We start from the raw sequence: 16,150 nt of genomic DNA on the forward strand, positions 1-16,150 counted from the left end.
CTACGGCTTCAGGATTTGTCGAACTTCTTGACGACGTCAGCCCATTTGTTGATGTCGCCGCGCAGAAACTTGTCGAATTCAGCTGGAGTCATCGACATGGGGACGGCACCCTGCTCGGTCCAGAGTTTGACGATATCCGGCCGCTTCACCATCGCGTTCACGGCGGCATTGAGCTTGTCGATGACGGGCTTTGGCGTGCCTGTCGGGGCCATCAGGCCCAGCCAGATCGTCGCCTCATAGCCGGCGACGCCAGCTTCGCCCGCGGTCGGCACGTTCGGCAGCACGGCCGAGCGCTGCTTGCCGGTGGTCGCGAGCGCGCGGACCTGGTTCTCGGCGATGTTCGGGGCCATCGCCGGCACCGCGTCGATCATCATCTGCACCTGTCCGCCGATCACGCCGCTGCGCGCCTCGCCGCTGTTGCGGTAGGGCACGTGGACGACGTTGATGCCGGCCATGGCTTTGAACAGCTCACCCGCCATGTGATAGGGCGTGCCCTGGCCGGAGGAGGCGTAGTTCAGCTTCCCCAGTTGCGATTTGGCGAGTGCGATGAACTCCTGCAGCGTCTTCGCTGCAACCTGCGGGTTCACCACGATGACGAGATCGGAGTAGTTCACCGGTGCGATCGGCGCGAGGTCGCGCATCAGTTCGTATTTGCGTTGGTCCGGCGTCAGCAGTGATTCATTCGCGGTCTGGGTGTTGGACATCATCAGCAGCGTGTAGCCGTCGGCCGGTGACTTCGCCGCCTCGACCGTGCCGATGACGCCGCCCGCGCCGGTCCGGTTCTCGATAATGAAGGGCTGGCCAAAACTCTCCTGGAGCGCGTTGCCGATCAGCCGCGCCGCGACGTCCGCCGGCCCGCCAGCGCCGAACGGCACGACGATCCGCACCGCGTGCGTGGGATAATCCTGCGCCAATGAGGGGGCTGCGGCGGCTACGCCAAGCAGGCCGGCGGCCAGCGCCAGCATAAATTTTCGGGCCGTCACGCCCACCTCCCTGATGTCGTTCTTGTTGGCCGGCACTGTAGCGGCAGGGGACGCGGGCTGTCGACGCCTCACAAAGTCGATCGTGCCGGGAATATCGGGCGGTTTTCGGTGTGACCGCGTCGCCTTTCGCGCTTGCGGCAGGAACCGGCGGCCGGTGCGGTTTGAGCAAATCGCATGGGCAATGCCGGATAAATGCGCTCGGCTGGCTGGTATTTTGGTGTTACGAACTGGGACATGAACCAGCACGCCAAGATCGAAATCCGCCATTCGACCTGTCCGCATGATTGCCCGTCGGCCTGCGCCCTCGACGTCGAGGTGCTCGAAGGCCGCAGCATCGGTCGTGTCCGCGGTTCGAAAAAGCAGACCTACACGGCCGGCGTGGTCTGCGCCAAGGTCGCCCGCTACGCCGAGCGCATCCATCATCCTGAGCGGCTGATGTATCCGATGCGCCGCACCGGGCCGAAGGGCTCGGGCCAGTTCGCGCGCATCTCCTGGGACGAGGCGTTGGACGAGATCGGACACCGCTTCAATCAGACCGAGCGCGAGTTCGGCGCGGAATCGATCTGGCCCTATTACTACGCCGGCACGATGGGGCTGGTGATGCGCGACGGCCTCAACCGTCTCACGCATGTGAAGAAATATTCGCGCTTCTATCAGACCATCTGCGCCAATGTCGGGCGCATCGGGTTTGCCATCGGCGCCGGCAAGATCGCCGGCGTCGATCCGCGCGAGATGGCGCTGTCCGATCTTGTGGTGATCTGGGGCACCAATCCCGTCAACACCCAGGTCAACGTGATGACGCACGCCGCGCGGGCGCGGAAGGAGCGCGGCGCGAAGATCGCAGCCGTCGACATCTACGACAACGAGACCATGAAGCAGGCTGACATCAAGATCATCCTGCGGCCCGGCACCGACGGCGCCTTCGCCTGCGGCGTCATGCATGTCCTGTTTCGCGACGGCTATGCCGACCGCGCCTATATGGACAAATACACTGATTGCCCTGATGAGCTCGAGGCGCATCTGCAAACCCGCACGCCGGAATGGGCTTCCGCGATCTGCGGCGTGCCGGTGGCGGAGATCGTGGCGTTTGCGAAGCTGGTCGGCGAAACCCAGCGGACCTTCTTTCGCCTCGGCTACGGCTTCACCCGCTCGCGCAACGGCGCGACGCAGATGCATGCTGCTCTGTGCATTCCCGCAGTGACCGGTGCCTGGCAGTATGAAGGCGGCGGTGCCTTCTTCAACAATTACGCGCTGTGGCACTTCGACGAATCCATCATCGAAGGCCACGACGCGATCGACCAGACCACGCGCGCGCTCGACCAGTCGCAGATCGGCCGCATCCTCACCGGCGATGCCGAGGCCCTGCTCGGCAAGGGGCCGATCAAGGCGATGCTGATCCAGAACACCAACCCGATGACGGTGGCGCCGGAGCAGGCGCTGGTGCGTCAGGGGTTTGCGCGCGAGGACCTGTTCGTCGCGGTGCACGAGCAGTTCATGACCGAGACGGCGCAGATGGCTGACATCGTGCTGCCGGCGACCATGTTCATCGAGCACGACGACCTCTATTACGGCGGTGGCCATCAGCACATCTCGGTGGGACCCAAGCTGATCGACCCGCCCGGCGAGTGCCGCTCCAACCACCAGGTCTTGCAGGCGCTGGCGCCGCGGCTTGGCGCGAAGCATCAGGGTTTCGAGATGACGCCGCGCGAATTGATCGACGCGACGCTGAAGCTCAGCGACCACGGCGACATCGCCGGCCTCGAAGCGGATATCTGGCGCGATTTGCAGCCGGACTTCCGCACCGCGCATTATCTCGACGGCTTCGCCCATGCCGACAAGAAATTCCATTTTAAAGCCGATTGGGCGCATCCGCCGTTCGGCCGGACGATGGGCGATTTCGACAAGATGCCGTCGCTGCCCGACCATTGGGCTGTCATCGAGCACACCGACCTGGCTCATCCGTTCCGCCTTGCGACCAGCCCCTCGCGCAGCTTCCTCAACACCACCTTCAACGAAACGCCGTCCTCGCAGGCGCGCGAGGGCAAGCCGAGCGTGATGATTCATCCGCTGGACGCAGCCTCCCTCGATATCGCCGATGGGGACGCCGTGACGCTCGGCAACAGTCGCGGCGAGACCACGCTGATTGCAACGCTGTTCGATGGCGTACGGCGCGGCGTGCTGATCGCCGAGTCCATTCATCCGAACAAAAGCCATATCGGCGGCCACGGCATCAACATGCTGACCGGCGCGGACACCATTGCCCCGATCGGCGGGGCCGCGTTCCACGACAACAAGGTCTGGATCAAAAAGGCGCTCGCGGTTTAAGGCACGCATTCCGTGACGCCGTAACCCGCAAACTCCTTCGCGATGTTCGGGTTCATGGACTTCGCCAGCGCGATGTCGCTCGCACCGTCACCGCCGCTTCTGCGGCTGGCGACGCCGCGGCCGAACAGCGAGGAGGAGGAGCGCGGATTGCGCTGGATTGCTTCGGTGTAGTCCTTGATCGCGTCGGTGGTCCGGCCGAGCTTGAGATTGACCAGCCCGCGGCTGTCGAACGCATCGCTCAATCCGGGATCGGCCTGAAGCGCCAGATTGCAATCGGCGAGCGCGCCTTGCAGGTCGCCCGTGGCGGCCCGCGTCCAGCAGCGATTGTTGAGCGCCTCCGCATCCCTGGGATCGTGGCGGATCACCGCGTCAAAATCCTGCATGGCCAGCGCGTAGGCGCGCTTGATCGCGTAGACCTGGCCGCGCTTGTAGCGCGACGCGATGTCGTTGGTGTTGGCCGCGATCTTGCGACTGAGATCGGCGATGACAGGGTCTTTGGCGAGGTCGTCCGCACCCGGAGCGGGCTCCGCTCGCGGCACCTCGCAGACCTGTTTCTGCGGCTCAGGGTTGGTCGGCGTCGCCGCCTTGTTGTCCGGCGGTCGCGCCACGAGACCCGCAAACGAGAACTCCGTCGTCAGCGATGACGACAGCCACGGCACCTGTTCCCGATTGGTGGCGGCGACCACGCCATTCCTGGTGTTGGTCAATGCCTGCTCGGCGCCGATGTTCGGCGCGCGCATCTCGCGCAGCAGCTCGGCGACGAACAGGCCGTGATCGGTCCTGCCGCTCGCAGCGACTGCGCCAAGCGCGGCGGAATAGAGCACCAGCGAATTGCTCGGTGCGATCACCGGCGCAAGACCCGCCGAATAGCGGCGAAAGCGTCGCTCGAACGGGTTGCGGCGGGAGCCGTCGATCAGGGCGATCTTGATCGCGGCACCGCGTGTGTTCATCTCGGCAACGATCGTGTCGAGGCTAAAGCCGTCGCGCGAGACGTCCGGCTCGGTCCAGATCTGGGCGTCGACAGGGAGCAGGTAAGTCTGCCGGTTGGACTGAATGCCGAAGCCGTCGAAGAAGATCAGTGCGACCGCGCCGCGCTCGATGCGGGCATAGAAGCGGTCGAGCGCCTGTCGCATGCCGTCGCTGGTAAGGTTGATCTGCCTGTCGACGGCGAAGCCGTCGCGCGCCAATTCTGCGGCGACGTCCTGGGCATCGTTGGCGGCGTCATTGAGCACGAATTCGTTGTCGGGATATTTCGCGTTGCCGATCACCAGCGCGATTTTCGCGGCGTCGGCGGCGCAGCCGGTCTCAATACCGCTCGCGATGATCAGGCCAGCCAGCAAAAGGGCGGCGATGGCGCGCATGAAATGGCTCATCGGTGATCAAAATCTCCAGTCAGGATAGTCTCCGCAGCCCGCAATTCAATCGACAAGCGAAGTTGCGCCCACACGCTATGGTGACACAGCGTGACAATTTGCCCTTGCACCTGCCGCCCGACCTGCCGCAAATGGCCGCAAAACGGGAGCAAGGAAGCGAGCGTGCCATGACCGACACCACAGCAATCATCACCGAAAAGCGTGGACAGGCGTACTGGATCACCATCAACCGGCCGGAGAAACGCAACGCATTGAACGGCGACGTGATCGCCGGCATCACAAAGGGCTATCGCGACGCGCATGACGACAAGGACGTCCGCGTCATCGTGCTGACGGGCGCGGGCGACAAGGCATTCTGCGCGGGCGCCGACTTGCAGAATTCCGGCGCGGCTTTCGCGATGGATCATTCCAAACCAAATGTCGACTATGCCGATCTGTTACGTTTGTCACAGAACGCCACCAAGCCGGCGATTGCGCGGGTCGGCGGCGTCTGCATGGCCGGCGGCATGGGCTTGCTCTGCATGACAGACATGGCAGTTGCGGCCGATCACGTCATCTTCGGCCTGCCGGAGGTGAAGGTCGGCGTGTTTCCGATGCAGGTCCTGAGCCTGTTGCAGAGCATCGCCCCGCCGCGCCTCGTCAATGAATGGGCGCTGACCGGCGAGCCGTTCGATGCGAAGGCGGCGCTAGGTGCGGGCCTGCTCAACTACGTCGTGCCTACGGCAGAACTCGATGCCAAGGTCGACTGGCTGATCGGCCGCATCGTCGACAAATCCCCGACCGCGATCCGCCGCGGCAAATATGCCATGCGCGCCATCGCCTCGATGTCGTTCGACGAGAGCATCGCCTACACCGAAAGCCAGATCGCGCTGCTCGCGATGACCGAGGACGCCAAGGAAGGACTGAAAGCGTTCGCCGAGAAGCGGAAGCCGGTCTGGACGGGAAGGTGAGGGGGTACGCTCCTCTCGTGTCCCGGACGCGCGCTGCAACGCGTAAGCATTGCTGCGCAGAGCCGAGACCCAGAGGGCGGCGCCGGAGAATGCGGTGAGATGGGCCCCGGCTCTGCAGCGCATCGTCGAGGGGACGCTGCGCTGCGTCCGGGACACGAGAGCGTGCCCTACCAACGCAGATTCGATTTTCATACAGCAGACGCGCCTTCGCCTCCTCGCGGCGCATTCCGCCCGAGCTTTGCACTTCTCGTCACACCCTCTCGGAAGAAAGGGCGCAGGGAAGGCCGGGTGCCGGCTGGCACCCGCAAGACTCCCGTGCAAGAATGATGCACACGCAAGGCACAGGAGCGCTACAGGGCAGCCAAAACATCCGGCCTTCCCTGCGCAGTGGTTTGACGGCTTATGCGCGCTCTCCCCGGAGACGAGTTCCTGCTTGCCTCCGTCACCCCCGCGAAATTCACGGACGCCGCCCCGGTTGAGGTGACGCCGCCTCCGCAAAAGCTTGACCGTAGCAACGACGGTCAGGACCACACGGTTTTGCCGTACGCATTCGGCGCCGTCCGTCGTGGCGGTCCGCGATGTGCTCACGAGGTTCAACTCGCCCTGCACATCACCTTCCGCATCGACACCGCTCGCGTCCACCGCAGCCCGATCCACGGTTCGTGACGACGTACGACCGCCCCTTGTCCCGGATCGGGATGGTGAGAGAATGCGATAAATCAGAAATTCTGTAAAGCCGAATATTTTGAGGCGCGGTGGTTGACCGAGGGCTGGTGTGTTTCGCCCGTCAGGTAGCGCAAAGGCTTGTGGCCCGGATGGAGCGCAGCGTAATCCGGGGTTTGCGCCAGGAGGCACGAAGGTCCCGGATTACGCTTTGCTCCATCCGGGCTACGAGACCATCAGCCTGCGTTGGGCTTCAATCCCGCGGCCTGGATACCCGCCACCGCGCAGGCCTCGTCATTGTCGGAGGTGTCGCCGGACACCCCTACTGCGCCGAGCAGTGTGGTGCCGTCCATGATCAGCACGCCGCCGGGGACCGGCACCAGCGCGCCCTTTGCAATCGTGTTCACGGCGTCGATGAAGTAGGCCTGCTCCTGGGCGCGCTGATACAGCGCGCGCGAACCCATGCCCATCGCGAGCGCGCCATAGGCCTTGCCGTGCGCGATCTCGGCGCGCATCAGGCTGGTGCCGTCCTGCGCCGCGGCGATCTTGAGCACGCCGCGCGCGTCGAGAATGGTGACGACCAGCGGCTTCAGCTTCAGTTCGCCAGCCTTTGCGAAGGCGGCGTCGAGGATCTTGCGGGCGGTGTCGAGCGTGAGGTCAGCCATGGCCAGGTTCCTTTTCAGTGAGAGAAGTGGAATTTGTTTCGGCGCGATCGAGGCTCATCGCGAGCACGCGCGCGACGTGAAGGGCCTCGCGCTTTGTGCCGTCGTGGATCTGATGCCGGCAGGAGGTACCGTCGGCGACGACCAGCGTATTCTGGTCTGCCTTCCGCACGGCCGGCAGCAGCGATAGCTCGGCCATCTCGATCGAGGCATCATAGGTGTCGGCACCATAGCCGAAGGCGCCGGCCATGCCGCAGCAGCTGGACTCGATGGTCTCGACCTCAAGGCCCGGCACGAGGCGGAGCACTTGCTCGACCGGCTTGAAGGCGCCGAAGGACTTTTGGTGGCAATGGCCGTGCACGAGGGCCTTGTGGGCGACGGTGCCGAGCGGCAGCTGCAGCCGGCCGGCCTCGGCCTCGCGCACCAGAAATTCCTCGAAGGTCAGCGCATGGGCACCGATGGCCCTGGCGTCATCGTCCTTGCGCAGCGATGAAAGCTCGTCGCGCAGCGTCAGCAGGCAGCTCGGCTCGAGGCCGACGATCGGCACGCCGCGCGCGGCGAAGGGCGCGAAGGCGGCGACCAGCCGGTCGAGCTCGGCTTTCGCCTCGTCAACGAGACCGGCTGAGAGGAAAGTACGGCCGCAGCAGAGCGGGCGGTTGCCGCTCGATGGCTTCGGCAGATGCACGCGGTAACCTCCGGCGGCGAGCACGCGCAGCGCCGCGTCGAGATTTTCGCGCTCGTAGATGCGATTGAAGGTGTCGGCGAACAGGACGACCTCGCGGCCGCTCTCCGAGCCGACGCTGTCGGTCGGCGGCGCGAACACGTCGCTGCGGAAGGCGGGAAGCGCCCGGCGCGCGCTGATGCCGGCAAAGCGCTCGAACAGTTTTCGCAGCAGCGGGCTGCTGTTGCGCAAATTCGCCAGCGGCGCGAAGCGCGAGGCGAGGCCGGCATAGCGCGGGAGATAGCCGACCAGGCGATCGCGCAGCGTCAGGCCGTGGGAGACTGCGCGTGCAGCCAGCACCTCGATCTTCATCTTGGCCATGTCGACGCCGGTCGGGCACTCGTGGCGGCAGGCCTTGCAGGAGACGCAGAGCTTCAGCGTCTCCATCATCTCGTCGGAGGACAGTGCATCAGGGCCGAGCTGGCCGGAGATCGCGAGCCGCAAGGTGTTTGCGCGCCCCCGCGTGACGTCCTTCTCGCTGCGCGTCGCGCGGAAGGACGGGCACATCACGCCGCCCTCGAGCTTGCGACAGGCGCCGTTGTTGTTGCACATCTCGACGGCGCCCTGGAAGCCGCCGCCGGCGCCGGGATAAGCCGACCAGTCGAGTTTTGTCTTCAGCTCGGCGACGCGATAGTCGGGCTTGAAGCGGAACAGCGAGCGGTCGTCCATCTTCGGCGCATCGACGATCTTGCCTGGATTGAGCGTGCCATCGGGGTCGAAGCGCTGCTTGACCTCCCTGAAGTCAGCGACGAGGCGCTCGCCGAACATGGTTTCGTGGAATTCGGAGCGCACCAGGCCGTCGCCGTGCTCGCCGGAATGCGAGCCCTTGTACTCGCGCACCAGCTCAAAAGCCTCTTCGGCGATGGCGCGCATCGCCTTGACGTCTTTCTCGAGCTTCAGATTCAGCACCGGGCGCACATGCAGGCAGCCCTCAGAGGCATGAGCGTACATCGTGCCGCTGGTGCCGTGCTTGGCGAACACCTCGTTCAAACGTGCGGTGTAGTCCGCCAGATGCGGCAGCGGCACGGCGCAGTCCTCGACGAAGGAGACCGGCTTGCCTTCCTGCTTCATCGACATCATGACGTTGAGGCCGGCAGCGCGGAAATCGGCGATGCCGCTTTGCAGCGCCGGCTCTGATATCTCGACCACGCCGCCCCATTTGCGCTTGTCGTTGTCCCAGCCGAAGCCGAGATCGCCCATCAGCTCGCCAAGCTGCTTGAGGCGCACCAGATTGTCCGCCTGGTCCTCTTCGGCGAACTCGACCACCAGCACGGCGTCCGGATCGCCCTTGATGGCGGCGGAGATGATCGGGCGGAACATCGCGATATCGCGGCCGAGCGCGAGCATGGTGCGGTCAACCAGCTCGACCGCGATCGGCTTCAGCTTGACCAGGTGCTGGGCCGCGTCCATGGCTTCGTAGAAGCTGCCGAAATGGCAGATTCCGAGCGCCTTGTTGCGGATCACGGGCCACAGCTTCAGCTCGACCTTGGTGGTGAAGGCGAGGGTGCCCTCGGAGCCGACCAGCAGGTGCGCCATGTTGTTGCGGGCATTGCGCGGCACCAGCGCATCGAGATTGTAGCCGCCGACGCGGCGCTGCACCTTCGGGAAGCGTGCGGCGATCTCGTCGGCCTCGCGGGTGCCGAGATCGAGCATGTCGCGGAACAGGGTGCGCGCGCTGTCGTGGGCATCGATGTCCGAGAGATCGCGCGACACCTCGCCGTAGCGGCTCAGCGTGCCGTCGGCGAGCGATGCCTCCATCGACAGCGTGTTGTCGCGCATGGTGCCGTAACGCAGGCTGCGGCCGCCGCAGGAATTGTTGCCGGCCATGCCCCCGATGGTGGCGCGCGAGGCCGTCGAGACGTCGACCGGAAACCACAGGCCGTGTTTCTTGAGCTGGCGGTTGAGGTCGTCGAGCACGATGCCGGGCTCGACCACGCAGGTGCGGCCCTCGACGTCGAGCGACAGGATGCGGTTGAGGTGCTTGGAGAGATCGACCACGAGGCCGTCATTGACGGTCTGGCCGCATTGCGAGGTGCCGCCGCCGCGCGGAGTGACCTTCAGCCCCTCGTCGCGGGCGATGGCCAGCGCCCGCAGGGCCTCGTCCATGGTCCTGGGCACGACCACGCCCGCCGGCATGATCTGGTAGAACGAGGCGTCGGTGGCGTAGCGGCCGCGGCTGAAGCCGTCGAACAGGACGTCGCCGGTCATTTCCGCGCGCAGGCGCCGTTCGAGCGAGGAGGCGTTTGTCATCCCTGGTCCCGGACTGACCCGGCAAGGCTGGGCCTGGCTGGGTTATTCATTCTTGTTCACAACCGATTATATTATGAATTCAAAATGAGCAAGCCGGCCGCCCTCAGGGCGAGGCAGGAGCGCCCTCTTGGGGCTCGGTCAGGTGCTCGATCGCCGCCATGCGCTTGTTGCGCAGGTGCTGGAACAGGATGTCGCTGAGCTCGCTGCCGGCCCTCCGGCGCAGGGCGTCCAGAATGGTCTCGTGCTCGCGCATCGCCTCCGCCCAGCGCTGCCGCTTGCGGGCGAAATTGGCGGAGTAGCGGACACGGCGGATGCGGCCGGCGAAATTGGCGTAGGCGGTCTTCAGCGTCGCGTTGCGCGCGGCCGCGACGATGCTTTCGTGGATGCGCTGATTGGTCTGGAAGTAGCCGTGCATGTCGCGGTGCAGATAGTGGCCGTACATCTCGTAATGCAGCTGCTCGATCGCGATGATTTCCGCATCCGTAATGGCCTCGCAGGCAAGCCGCCCGGCCAGGCTTTCCAGTCCGGCCATCACGTCGAACAGTTCCTCGAGGTCGCGCTGGCTGAGCTGGCGGACGCGTGCGCCGCGGTTCGGCAGCAGCTCGATCAGCCCCTCGGCGGCGAGCACTTTCAGTGCTTCACGCAAGGGCGTGCGGGAGATGCCGAGCATCTCGCAGAGCTGCCGCTCGGGAACGCGGGCGCCGTCGGGAATGTTGCCCTCGACCACGTAGTCGCGCAGCCGCAGCAGGATCTCGCCATGAAGCGAAGCCTCCTGGCGGTCGCCGCCGTTTGCGGCCTGCGGGGTGATCGGAACCCCGGTGTCGGGAATCGTGGATTTCATTTGCAGCACAGTAGTTTGCCCGTTTGGTCACGTCGACGTCCACAATCGAATACCAAATTTCGATTGAAATGACAAAAAATGAATGCAAAATGACCTTCAGAGCCGGCTAGAATCCGCCGACAGGGAGGTTTTCATGCATCAAGGACGCCATTTCCTTCAGATTCCGGGCCCGAGCCCGGTCCCCGAGCGCGTCCTGCGCGCCATGGACATGCCTGTCATCGACCACCGCAGCGCCGAATTTGGCGAGCTCGGTCGGGCCGTCCTCGAAGGCAGCCAGACAATTTTCCAGACCAGGGGCCCGGTCATCATCTTCCCCTCGTCGGGGACAGGCGCCTGGGAGGCGGCGATCGTCAACACGCTGTCGCCGGGCGACCGGGTGCTGATGGTCGAAACCGGCCATTTCGCCACCCTGTGGCGCCAGATGGCGGGCCGCTTCGGCATCGAGGTCGATTTCGTCCCCGGCGACTGGCGCCGCGGCGCCGATCCCGCGGTGATTGAAGCAAAGCTCACCGAGGACAAGGCGCGCGCGATCAAGGCCGTGATGGTCGTGCACAATGAGACCTCGACCGGCGCCACCAGCCGCATCGCCGAGATTCGCGCCGCGATCGACCGCACCGGCCATCCGGCGCTGCTGATGGTCGACACCATCTCCTCGCTCGGCTCGGTCGACTATCGCCACGACGAATGGAAGGTCGATGTCAGCGTCAGCTGCTCGCAGAAGGGTTTCATGCTGCCGCCCGGCCTCGGCTTCAACGCGATCTCGGAGAAGGCGCGCGCGGCTGCGAAGACCAACAAGATGCCGCGCTCCTATTTCGACTGGGAGGAGATGCTCAAGCCCAACGCCAACGGCTTCTTCCCCTACACGCCGGCGACCAACCTGCTTTACGGCCTGCGCGAGGCGATTGCGATGCTGCGCGAAGAAGGGCTCGACAACGTGTTCGCGCGGCATCAGCGGCTTGCTGCCGCAACCCGCGCCGCCGTCACTCATTGGGGCCTCGAAGTGCTGTGCCAGGAGCCGGCCGAATTCTCACCGGTGCTTACGGCGGTGCTGATGCCGCCCGGCCATGATGCCGACCAGTTCCGGAAAGTCGTGCTCGAGAACTACAACATGTCGCTCGGCTCCGGGCTCTCGAAGGTTGCGGGAAAAGTCTTCCGCATCGGCCATCTCGGTGAATGCAATGCGCTGACGCTGCTCGGCGCGCTCACCGGCGTGGAGATGGGCCTGTCGGTTGCCGGCGTGCCGCACCGCTCCGGCGGCGTCGACGTCGCGATGAAGCTGCTGGAGCAGCGCCCGCAGGGCAATGCATCGCCGCATCTGAAAGTGGTCGGCACTTAAGTCGCGCGGGACACGCGAGCAGCAATCATAAAAAAGCAATCAGGGAGGGTGGAGATGGGTATCAGGTTCAAGGCGACGCACGTCGTGCTGGCGATGCTCTGCGCGATGTATTTCATCACCTATGTCGACCGGGTGAACATCGGCACCGCGGCGAGCGAGATCCAGAAGGAGCTGGGTCTCTCCAATACCCAGCTCGGCCTCGTCTTCTCCGCCTTCGCCTATCCCTACCTGCTGTTCCAGGTAATCGGCGGCTGGGTTGGCGATCGTTTCGGGCCGCGCAAGACGCTGTTCTGGTGCGGCATGATCTGGGCGGCGGCGACCATCATGACCGGCTTCGTCAACGGTCTCTTCGCGCTGTTCATCGCGCGCTTCGCACTTGGCTTCGGCGAGGGCGCGACGTTCCCGACCGCGACGCGCGCGATGCAATACTGGACGCCGGCCAACCGCCGCGGCTTCGCGCAAGGGCTGACCCATTCCTTCGCCCGGCTCGGCAACGCCGTGACGCCGCCGGTGGTCGCGCTGTTGATCCTGTGGCTGACCTGGCGCGGCGCCTTCGTCGTGCTCGGCTTCGTCAGCCTGATCTGGGGCGTGGTCTGGGTCTGGTACTTCCGCAACGAACCGAAGGAGCACGCCTCCATCACGGAGGCCGAACTCGCGACGCTGCCGCCGCGCCCGACCGGGGAGCGGCCGCGTGTGCCGTGGGGCCCATTGCTCGGCCGGATGTGGCCGGTGACGCTGACCTATTTCTGCTACGGCTGGTGCCTGTGGCTGTACCTGAACTGGCTGCCGCTGTTCTTCAAGAACAACTACAGTCTCGACATCAAGAACTCGGCGCTGTTCGCCTCCGGCGTCTTCTTCGCCGGCGTGGTCGGCGACAGCGTCGGCGGCGTGCTGTCGGACAAGATCCTCGACCGCACCGGCAATGTCCGCCTGGCGCGGCTGAGCGTCACCGTTGCGGGGTTTGCGGGGGCGCTGCTCTCGCTGTTTCCAATCCTGTTCGTCCACGACATCACCATCGTCGCGCTGTGCCTGTCGGCCGGCTTTTTCTGCGCCGAGCTCGTGATCGGCCCGATGTGGTCGATCCCGATGGACATCGCCCCGAAATATTCGGGCACCGCGTCGGGGCTCATGAATACCGGCTCGGCCTTCGCCGCGATCGTCTCTCCGCTGGTCGCGGGCTTCGTGATCGATGCGACCGGCAATTGGTACCTGCCGTTCCTGATGTCGATGGGGCTGCTGCTGCTGGGCGGCTTTTCCGCCTTCCTGATGCACCCGGAGCGCCCGTTCACGGACGCTGAGGGGCGGGTGCCGTCCGGAAAGGTGGTGCCGGCGGAATAGGGGTGGCGGAGGTCCGCCGCTGATGCATGGGAGACGCCTTAAGGAGAGGGGACAAGCCGGTCAAATGGTGCTATTCGGCGGCCATCAAAATCAAGGCAAGACCGGGAAGGACGCCGATGACCGTGCATACTGGAAGGCATTTCCTACAGATTCCAGGACCGACCAACGTGCCCGACCGCGTGCTGCGGGCAATGGACATGCCGACGCTGGACCATCGTGGTCCGGAGTTCGCCGAGCTCGGTTTCGGCGTGCTTGCCGCGATGCAGCGCGTATTCCGCACCAAGCAGCCCGTGATCATCTTCCCCTCGTCCGGTACTGGCGCCTGGGAAGCGGCGATGGTCAACGTGTTCTCGCCCAGCGACAAGGTCTTGATGTGCGAGACCGGCCAGTTCGCCGTGCTGTGGCGCGGCATCGCCGAAAAATTCAAGATCGACGTCGATTTCATCCCGAGCGACTGGCGCCATGGCGCCGACCTCGCCGAGATCGAGAAGCGTCTGAGCGCCGACAAGCAGCACAAGATCAAGGCGGTCTGCGTCGTGCACAACGAGACCTCGACCGGCTGCGTGACGCCGCCGCTGGAGGTGCGCAAGCTGCTTGACCGCGTCAAGCATCCGGCGCTGTTGATGGTCGACACCATCTCCGGCCTCGGTTCGATGGAATACGAGCACGACGCCTGGGGCATCGACGTCTCGGTCGCCGGCTCCCAGAAAGGCCTGATGCTGCCGCCCGGTCTCAGCTTCAACGCCGTCTCGGAGAAGGCGCTCGCCGTTGCCAAGGCCAACCCCGGAATGCGGTCCTATTGGGACTGGCAGGAGGTCATCAGCTTCAACAAGCTCGGCACCTTCCCCTACACGCCCGCCACCAATCTGCTCTACGGCCTGCGTGAAGCCGTGAAGATGCTGGAGGAGGAGGGGCTGGAGAACGTCTGGACCCGCCACAAGCGCCACAGCGCGGCGACGCGCGCTGCAACCAAGGTCTGGGGGCTGGAGACGCAGTGCGCCGATCCCGCCGCGCATTCGCCGGCGCTAACCGGCGTGCGCGTGCCTGATGGCCACGATGCCGACGCCTTCCGCAAGGTGGTGCTGGAAAACTTCGACATGTCGCTCGGCACTGGCCTGAACAAGGTCAAGGGCAAGGTGTTCCGCATCGGCCATATCGGCCATTTCAACGATCTGATGCTGATGGGCACGCTCGCCGGCGTCGAGATGGGCCTGGATCTTGCAAAGATTCCGCACCGGAGCGGCGGCGTATTGGCGGCCATGGACGTCCTGAAGGGACGCGACGTGGTGCCGATGGCCAAGGCCCAGGTGGCTTAAGGGCTCAGGTGGCCTGAACTTAACTTGGAAAGTGAGCGCGCGATGAACGCACCGACGACGACCAACGAAGACCTGCTCTACTCCGTCACCGACGGCATCGCGCGGATCACCTTCAACCGCCCCCAGGCGCGCAACGCCATGACCTTCGCCATGTATGACCGCATGGCGGAGATCTGCACCGAGATCAACGGCGATCGCTCCATCAAGGCGTTGATCCTGACCGGCGCCGGCGACAAGGCGTTTGCCTCCGGCACCGATATCTCGCAGTTCCGCGCCTTCAAGACCGCGCAGGACGCGCTCGACTACGAGGCCCGCATCGACCGCGTGCTTGGCACACTCGAGCAGTGCCGTGTGCCCGTGATTGCGGCGATTGCAGGCGCCTGCACCGGCGGCGGCGCCGGCATTGCCGCCTGCTGTGATCTCCGGATCGGCACCGAGACGACGCGGATCGGCTTTCCGATCGCGCGCACGCTCGGCAACTGCCTGTCGATGTCGAACATCAGCCGCGTCGTCTCGCTGGTCGGCCCCGCGCGCACCAAGGATATGATCTTCAAGGCACGCCTGGTCGAGGCGCAGGAAGCGCTGGCGCTCGGCCTGCTCACCGAAATCGTCTCTGATGTCGAGACGCTGCAGCGCCGTGCGGACGAGACCGCAAAGCTCGTCGCGAGCCACGCTCCGCTCACGCTGGAGGCAACCAAGGAAGCGGTGCGCCGCATCCGCCGCACGCTGTCGCGCGAGGAAGGCGAGGACCTGATCCTCAAGGCCTATATGAGCGAAGACTTCCGCGAGGGCATGGACGCCTTCCTTAACAAGCGCGCGCCCGTCTGGAAGGGCAAGTAGCGCGCACTTGGCTTTTCGCGCCGGATATGCGGCGCGAAAAGCCAAGGCGATTGCTGACGTCAATCGTCAGCCGTTCAGCGCAACTCCAATTGTCACAAATGTTTCAATCAGTTCCGTCGATCGGAACCGCGATTGCGTGCGTACGCGTCTGCGCGTTCACGTTGACGGCACGACGAGCTCGGGCATAAGATCGCAAAGGTTGCATTCCACCGTCTCGTTTTTTCCGAGGCAGCGGGGCGGCCGCGTGATTTTAAGTCGAGTTGAATTGAGCGACGTGAATTGTGTGAAGCGTTCCGGCCGATCGTGCCGCAACCCGATGTCATTGAACTGAAATTAAACTGAGGACGTAGCGACGTAGCTTCCACGACGACGCGAGCCGCGCCAGAATTTCATTGCTGCTGACCATCCCACGCCAGGCACGGCCTTGCGAACACGCCAAGACCCTTAAGCCAAGATCTTTTAGCCAGAACTTCTTACCCAAGACTGACCAGTCAACACTGTCGAGTCACGTCTGATTTCTCAGACCGATTAGTCACGTCGCCGCGCCCTCAT

The 16,150-nt window shown here is 64.7% G+C and carries 11 protein-coding genes; 6 read left to right on the plus strand and 5 right to left on the minus strand.

The genetic code is table 11. The features are described 5' to 3' along the window. Nucleotides 1–8: 8 nt before the first annotated feature. Nucleotides 9–965: a tripartite tricarboxylate transporter substrate binding protein gene (locus AC1RR3_RS09675; RefSeq protein WP_492823131.1), complete on the minus strand. Its 957-nt coding sequence runs from the start codon at nucleotides 963–965 to the stop codon at nucleotides 9–11. A 252-nt stretch (nucleotides 966–1,217) separates the two neighbouring features. Here AC1RR3_RS09675 and AC1RR3_RS09680 point away from each other — a divergent pair, with 252 nt between their 5' ends. Further along, nucleotides 1,218–3,308 (plus strand): molybdopterin oxidoreductase family protein, encoded by a 2,091-nt coding sequence (locus AC1RR3_RS09680; protein ID WP_492821780.1) that lies wholly within the window; start codon nucleotides 1,218–1,220, stop codon nucleotides 3,306–3,308. On the opposite strand, the gene AC1RR3_RS09685 is transcribed toward AC1RR3_RS09680, so the two are convergent. After that, nucleotides 3,305–4,681: a caspase family protein gene (locus AC1RR3_RS09685; RefSeq protein ID WP_492821782.1), complete on the minus strand. Its 1,377-nt coding sequence runs from the start codon at nucleotides 4,679–4,681 to the stop codon at nucleotides 3,305–3,307. The genes AC1RR3_RS09680 and AC1RR3_RS09685 overlap by 4 nt on opposite strands. Nucleotides 4,682–4,848: 167 nt before the next feature. On the opposite strand from AC1RR3_RS09685, the gene AC1RR3_RS09690 reads away from it, so the two are divergent. Beyond that, entirely contained in the window at nucleotides 4,849–5,631 is a 783-nt protein-coding gene (locus AC1RR3_RS09690) for an enoyl-CoA hydratase/isomerase family protein (protein WP_492821784.1), read from the plus strand. Between the two features lie 899 nt (nucleotides 5,632–6,530). Here AC1RR3_RS09690 and AC1RR3_RS09695 read toward each other — a convergent pair. From AC1RR3_RS09695 to AC1RR3_RS09705, 3 genes are all read right to left on the minus strand, one after another. Next, nucleotides 6,531–6,959 (minus strand): GlcG/HbpS family heme-binding protein, encoded by a 429-nt coding sequence (locus AC1RR3_RS09695; protein WP_492821786.1) that lies wholly within the window; start codon nucleotides 6,957–6,959, stop codon nucleotides 6,531–6,533. Beyond that, nucleotides 6,952–9,927, minus strand: coding sequence for an FAD-binding and (Fe-S)-binding domain-containing protein (locus AC1RR3_RS09700; protein ID WP_492821788.1), 2,976 nt, complete (start codon nucleotides 9,925–9,927; stop codon nucleotides 6,952–6,954). Before AC1RR3_RS09700 ends, AC1RR3_RS09695 begins: the two co-directional genes overlap by 8 nt. Nucleotides 9,928–10,030: 103 nt before the next feature. Further along, the gene (locus AC1RR3_RS09705) at nucleotides 10,031–10,768 is read right to left on the minus strand and encodes a GntR family transcriptional regulator (protein ID WP_492821790.1); all 738 of its coding nucleotides are present in this window, start codon (nucleotides 10,766–10,768) and stop codon (nucleotides 10,031–10,033) included. A gap of 133 nt (nucleotides 10,769–10,901) precedes the next feature. Between AC1RR3_RS09705 and AC1RR3_RS09710 the strand changes: the two genes are divergently transcribed. The 4 genes from AC1RR3_RS09710 to AC1RR3_RS09725 all read left to right on the plus strand — a co-directional run bounded on the left by AC1RR3_RS09710 (nucleotide 10,902) and on the right by AC1RR3_RS09725 (nucleotide 15,598). Next, complete coding sequence (locus AC1RR3_RS09710; protein ID WP_492821792.1) at nucleotides 10,902–12,104, plus strand: pyridoxal-phosphate-dependent aminotransferase family protein; 1,203 nt, start codon at nucleotides 10,902–10,904, stop codon at nucleotides 12,102–12,104. 54 nt (nucleotides 12,105–12,158) lie between these two features. Continuing rightward, nucleotides 12,159–13,442, plus strand: a complete 1,284-nt coding sequence (locus AC1RR3_RS09715; RefSeq protein ID WP_492821794.1) for an MFS transporter — start codon at nucleotides 12,159–12,161, stop codon at nucleotides 13,440–13,442. A gap of 116 nt (nucleotides 13,443–13,558) precedes the next feature. Then, nucleotides 13,559–14,758: a pyridoxal-phosphate-dependent aminotransferase family protein gene (locus tag AC1RR3_RS09720; RefSeq protein WP_492821796.1), complete on the plus strand. Its 1,200-nt coding sequence runs from the start codon at nucleotides 13,559–13,561 to the stop codon at nucleotides 14,756–14,758. Nucleotides 14,759–14,800: 42 nt separating this feature from the next. Then, nucleotides 14,801–15,598, plus strand: coding sequence for an enoyl-CoA hydratase/isomerase family protein (locus AC1RR3_RS09725; RefSeq protein ID WP_492821798.1), 798 nt, complete (start codon nucleotides 14,801–14,803; stop codon nucleotides 15,596–15,598). Nucleotides 15,599–16,150 lie beyond the last annotated feature (552 nt).

The sequence above is a fragment of the Bradyrhizobium sp. GW821-FHT13H05 genome (assembly GCF_058804065.1).

Coding starts and splice junctions, on each gene's coding strand:
- AC1RR3_RS09685 (WP_492821782.1), bottom strand. CDS start 4,681: ATGAGCCATTTCATGCGCGCCATCGCCGCCCTTTTGCTGGCTGGCCTG.
- AC1RR3_RS09725 (WP_492821798.1), top strand. CDS start 14,801: ATGAACGCACCGACGACGACCAACGAAGACCTGCTCTACTCCGTCACC.
- AC1RR3_RS09700 (WP_492821788.1), bottom strand. CDS start 9,927: ATGACAAACGCCTCCTCGCTCGAACGGCGCCTGCGCGCGGAAATGACC.
- AC1RR3_RS09705 (WP_492821790.1), bottom strand. CDS start 10,768: ATGAAATCCACGATTCCCGACACCGGGGTTCCGATCACCCCGCAGGCC.
- AC1RR3_RS09715 (WP_492821794.1), top strand. CDS start 12,159: ATGGGTATCAGGTTCAAGGCGACGCACGTCGTGCTGGCGATGCTCTGC.
- AC1RR3_RS09720 (WP_492821796.1), top strand. CDS start 13,559: ATGACCGTGCATACTGGAAGGCATTTCCTACAGATTCCAGGACCGACC.
- AC1RR3_RS09710 (WP_492821792.1), top strand. CDS start 10,902: ATGCATCAAGGACGCCATTTCCTTCAGATTCCGGGCCCGAGCCCGGTC.
- AC1RR3_RS09695 (WP_492821786.1), bottom strand. CDS start 6,959: ATGGCTGACCTCACGCTCGACACCGCCCGCAAGATCCTCGACGCCGCC.
- AC1RR3_RS09675 (WP_492823131.1), bottom strand. CDS start 965: ATGCTGGCGCTGGCCGCCGGCCTGCTTGGCGTAGCCGCCGCAGCCCCC.
- AC1RR3_RS09680 (WP_492821780.1), top strand. CDS start 1,218: ATGAACCAGCACGCCAAGATCGAAATCCGCCATTCGACCTGTCCGCAT.
- AC1RR3_RS09690 (WP_492821784.1), top strand. CDS start 4,849: ATGACCGACACCACAGCAATCATCACCGAAAAGCGTGGACAGGCGTAC.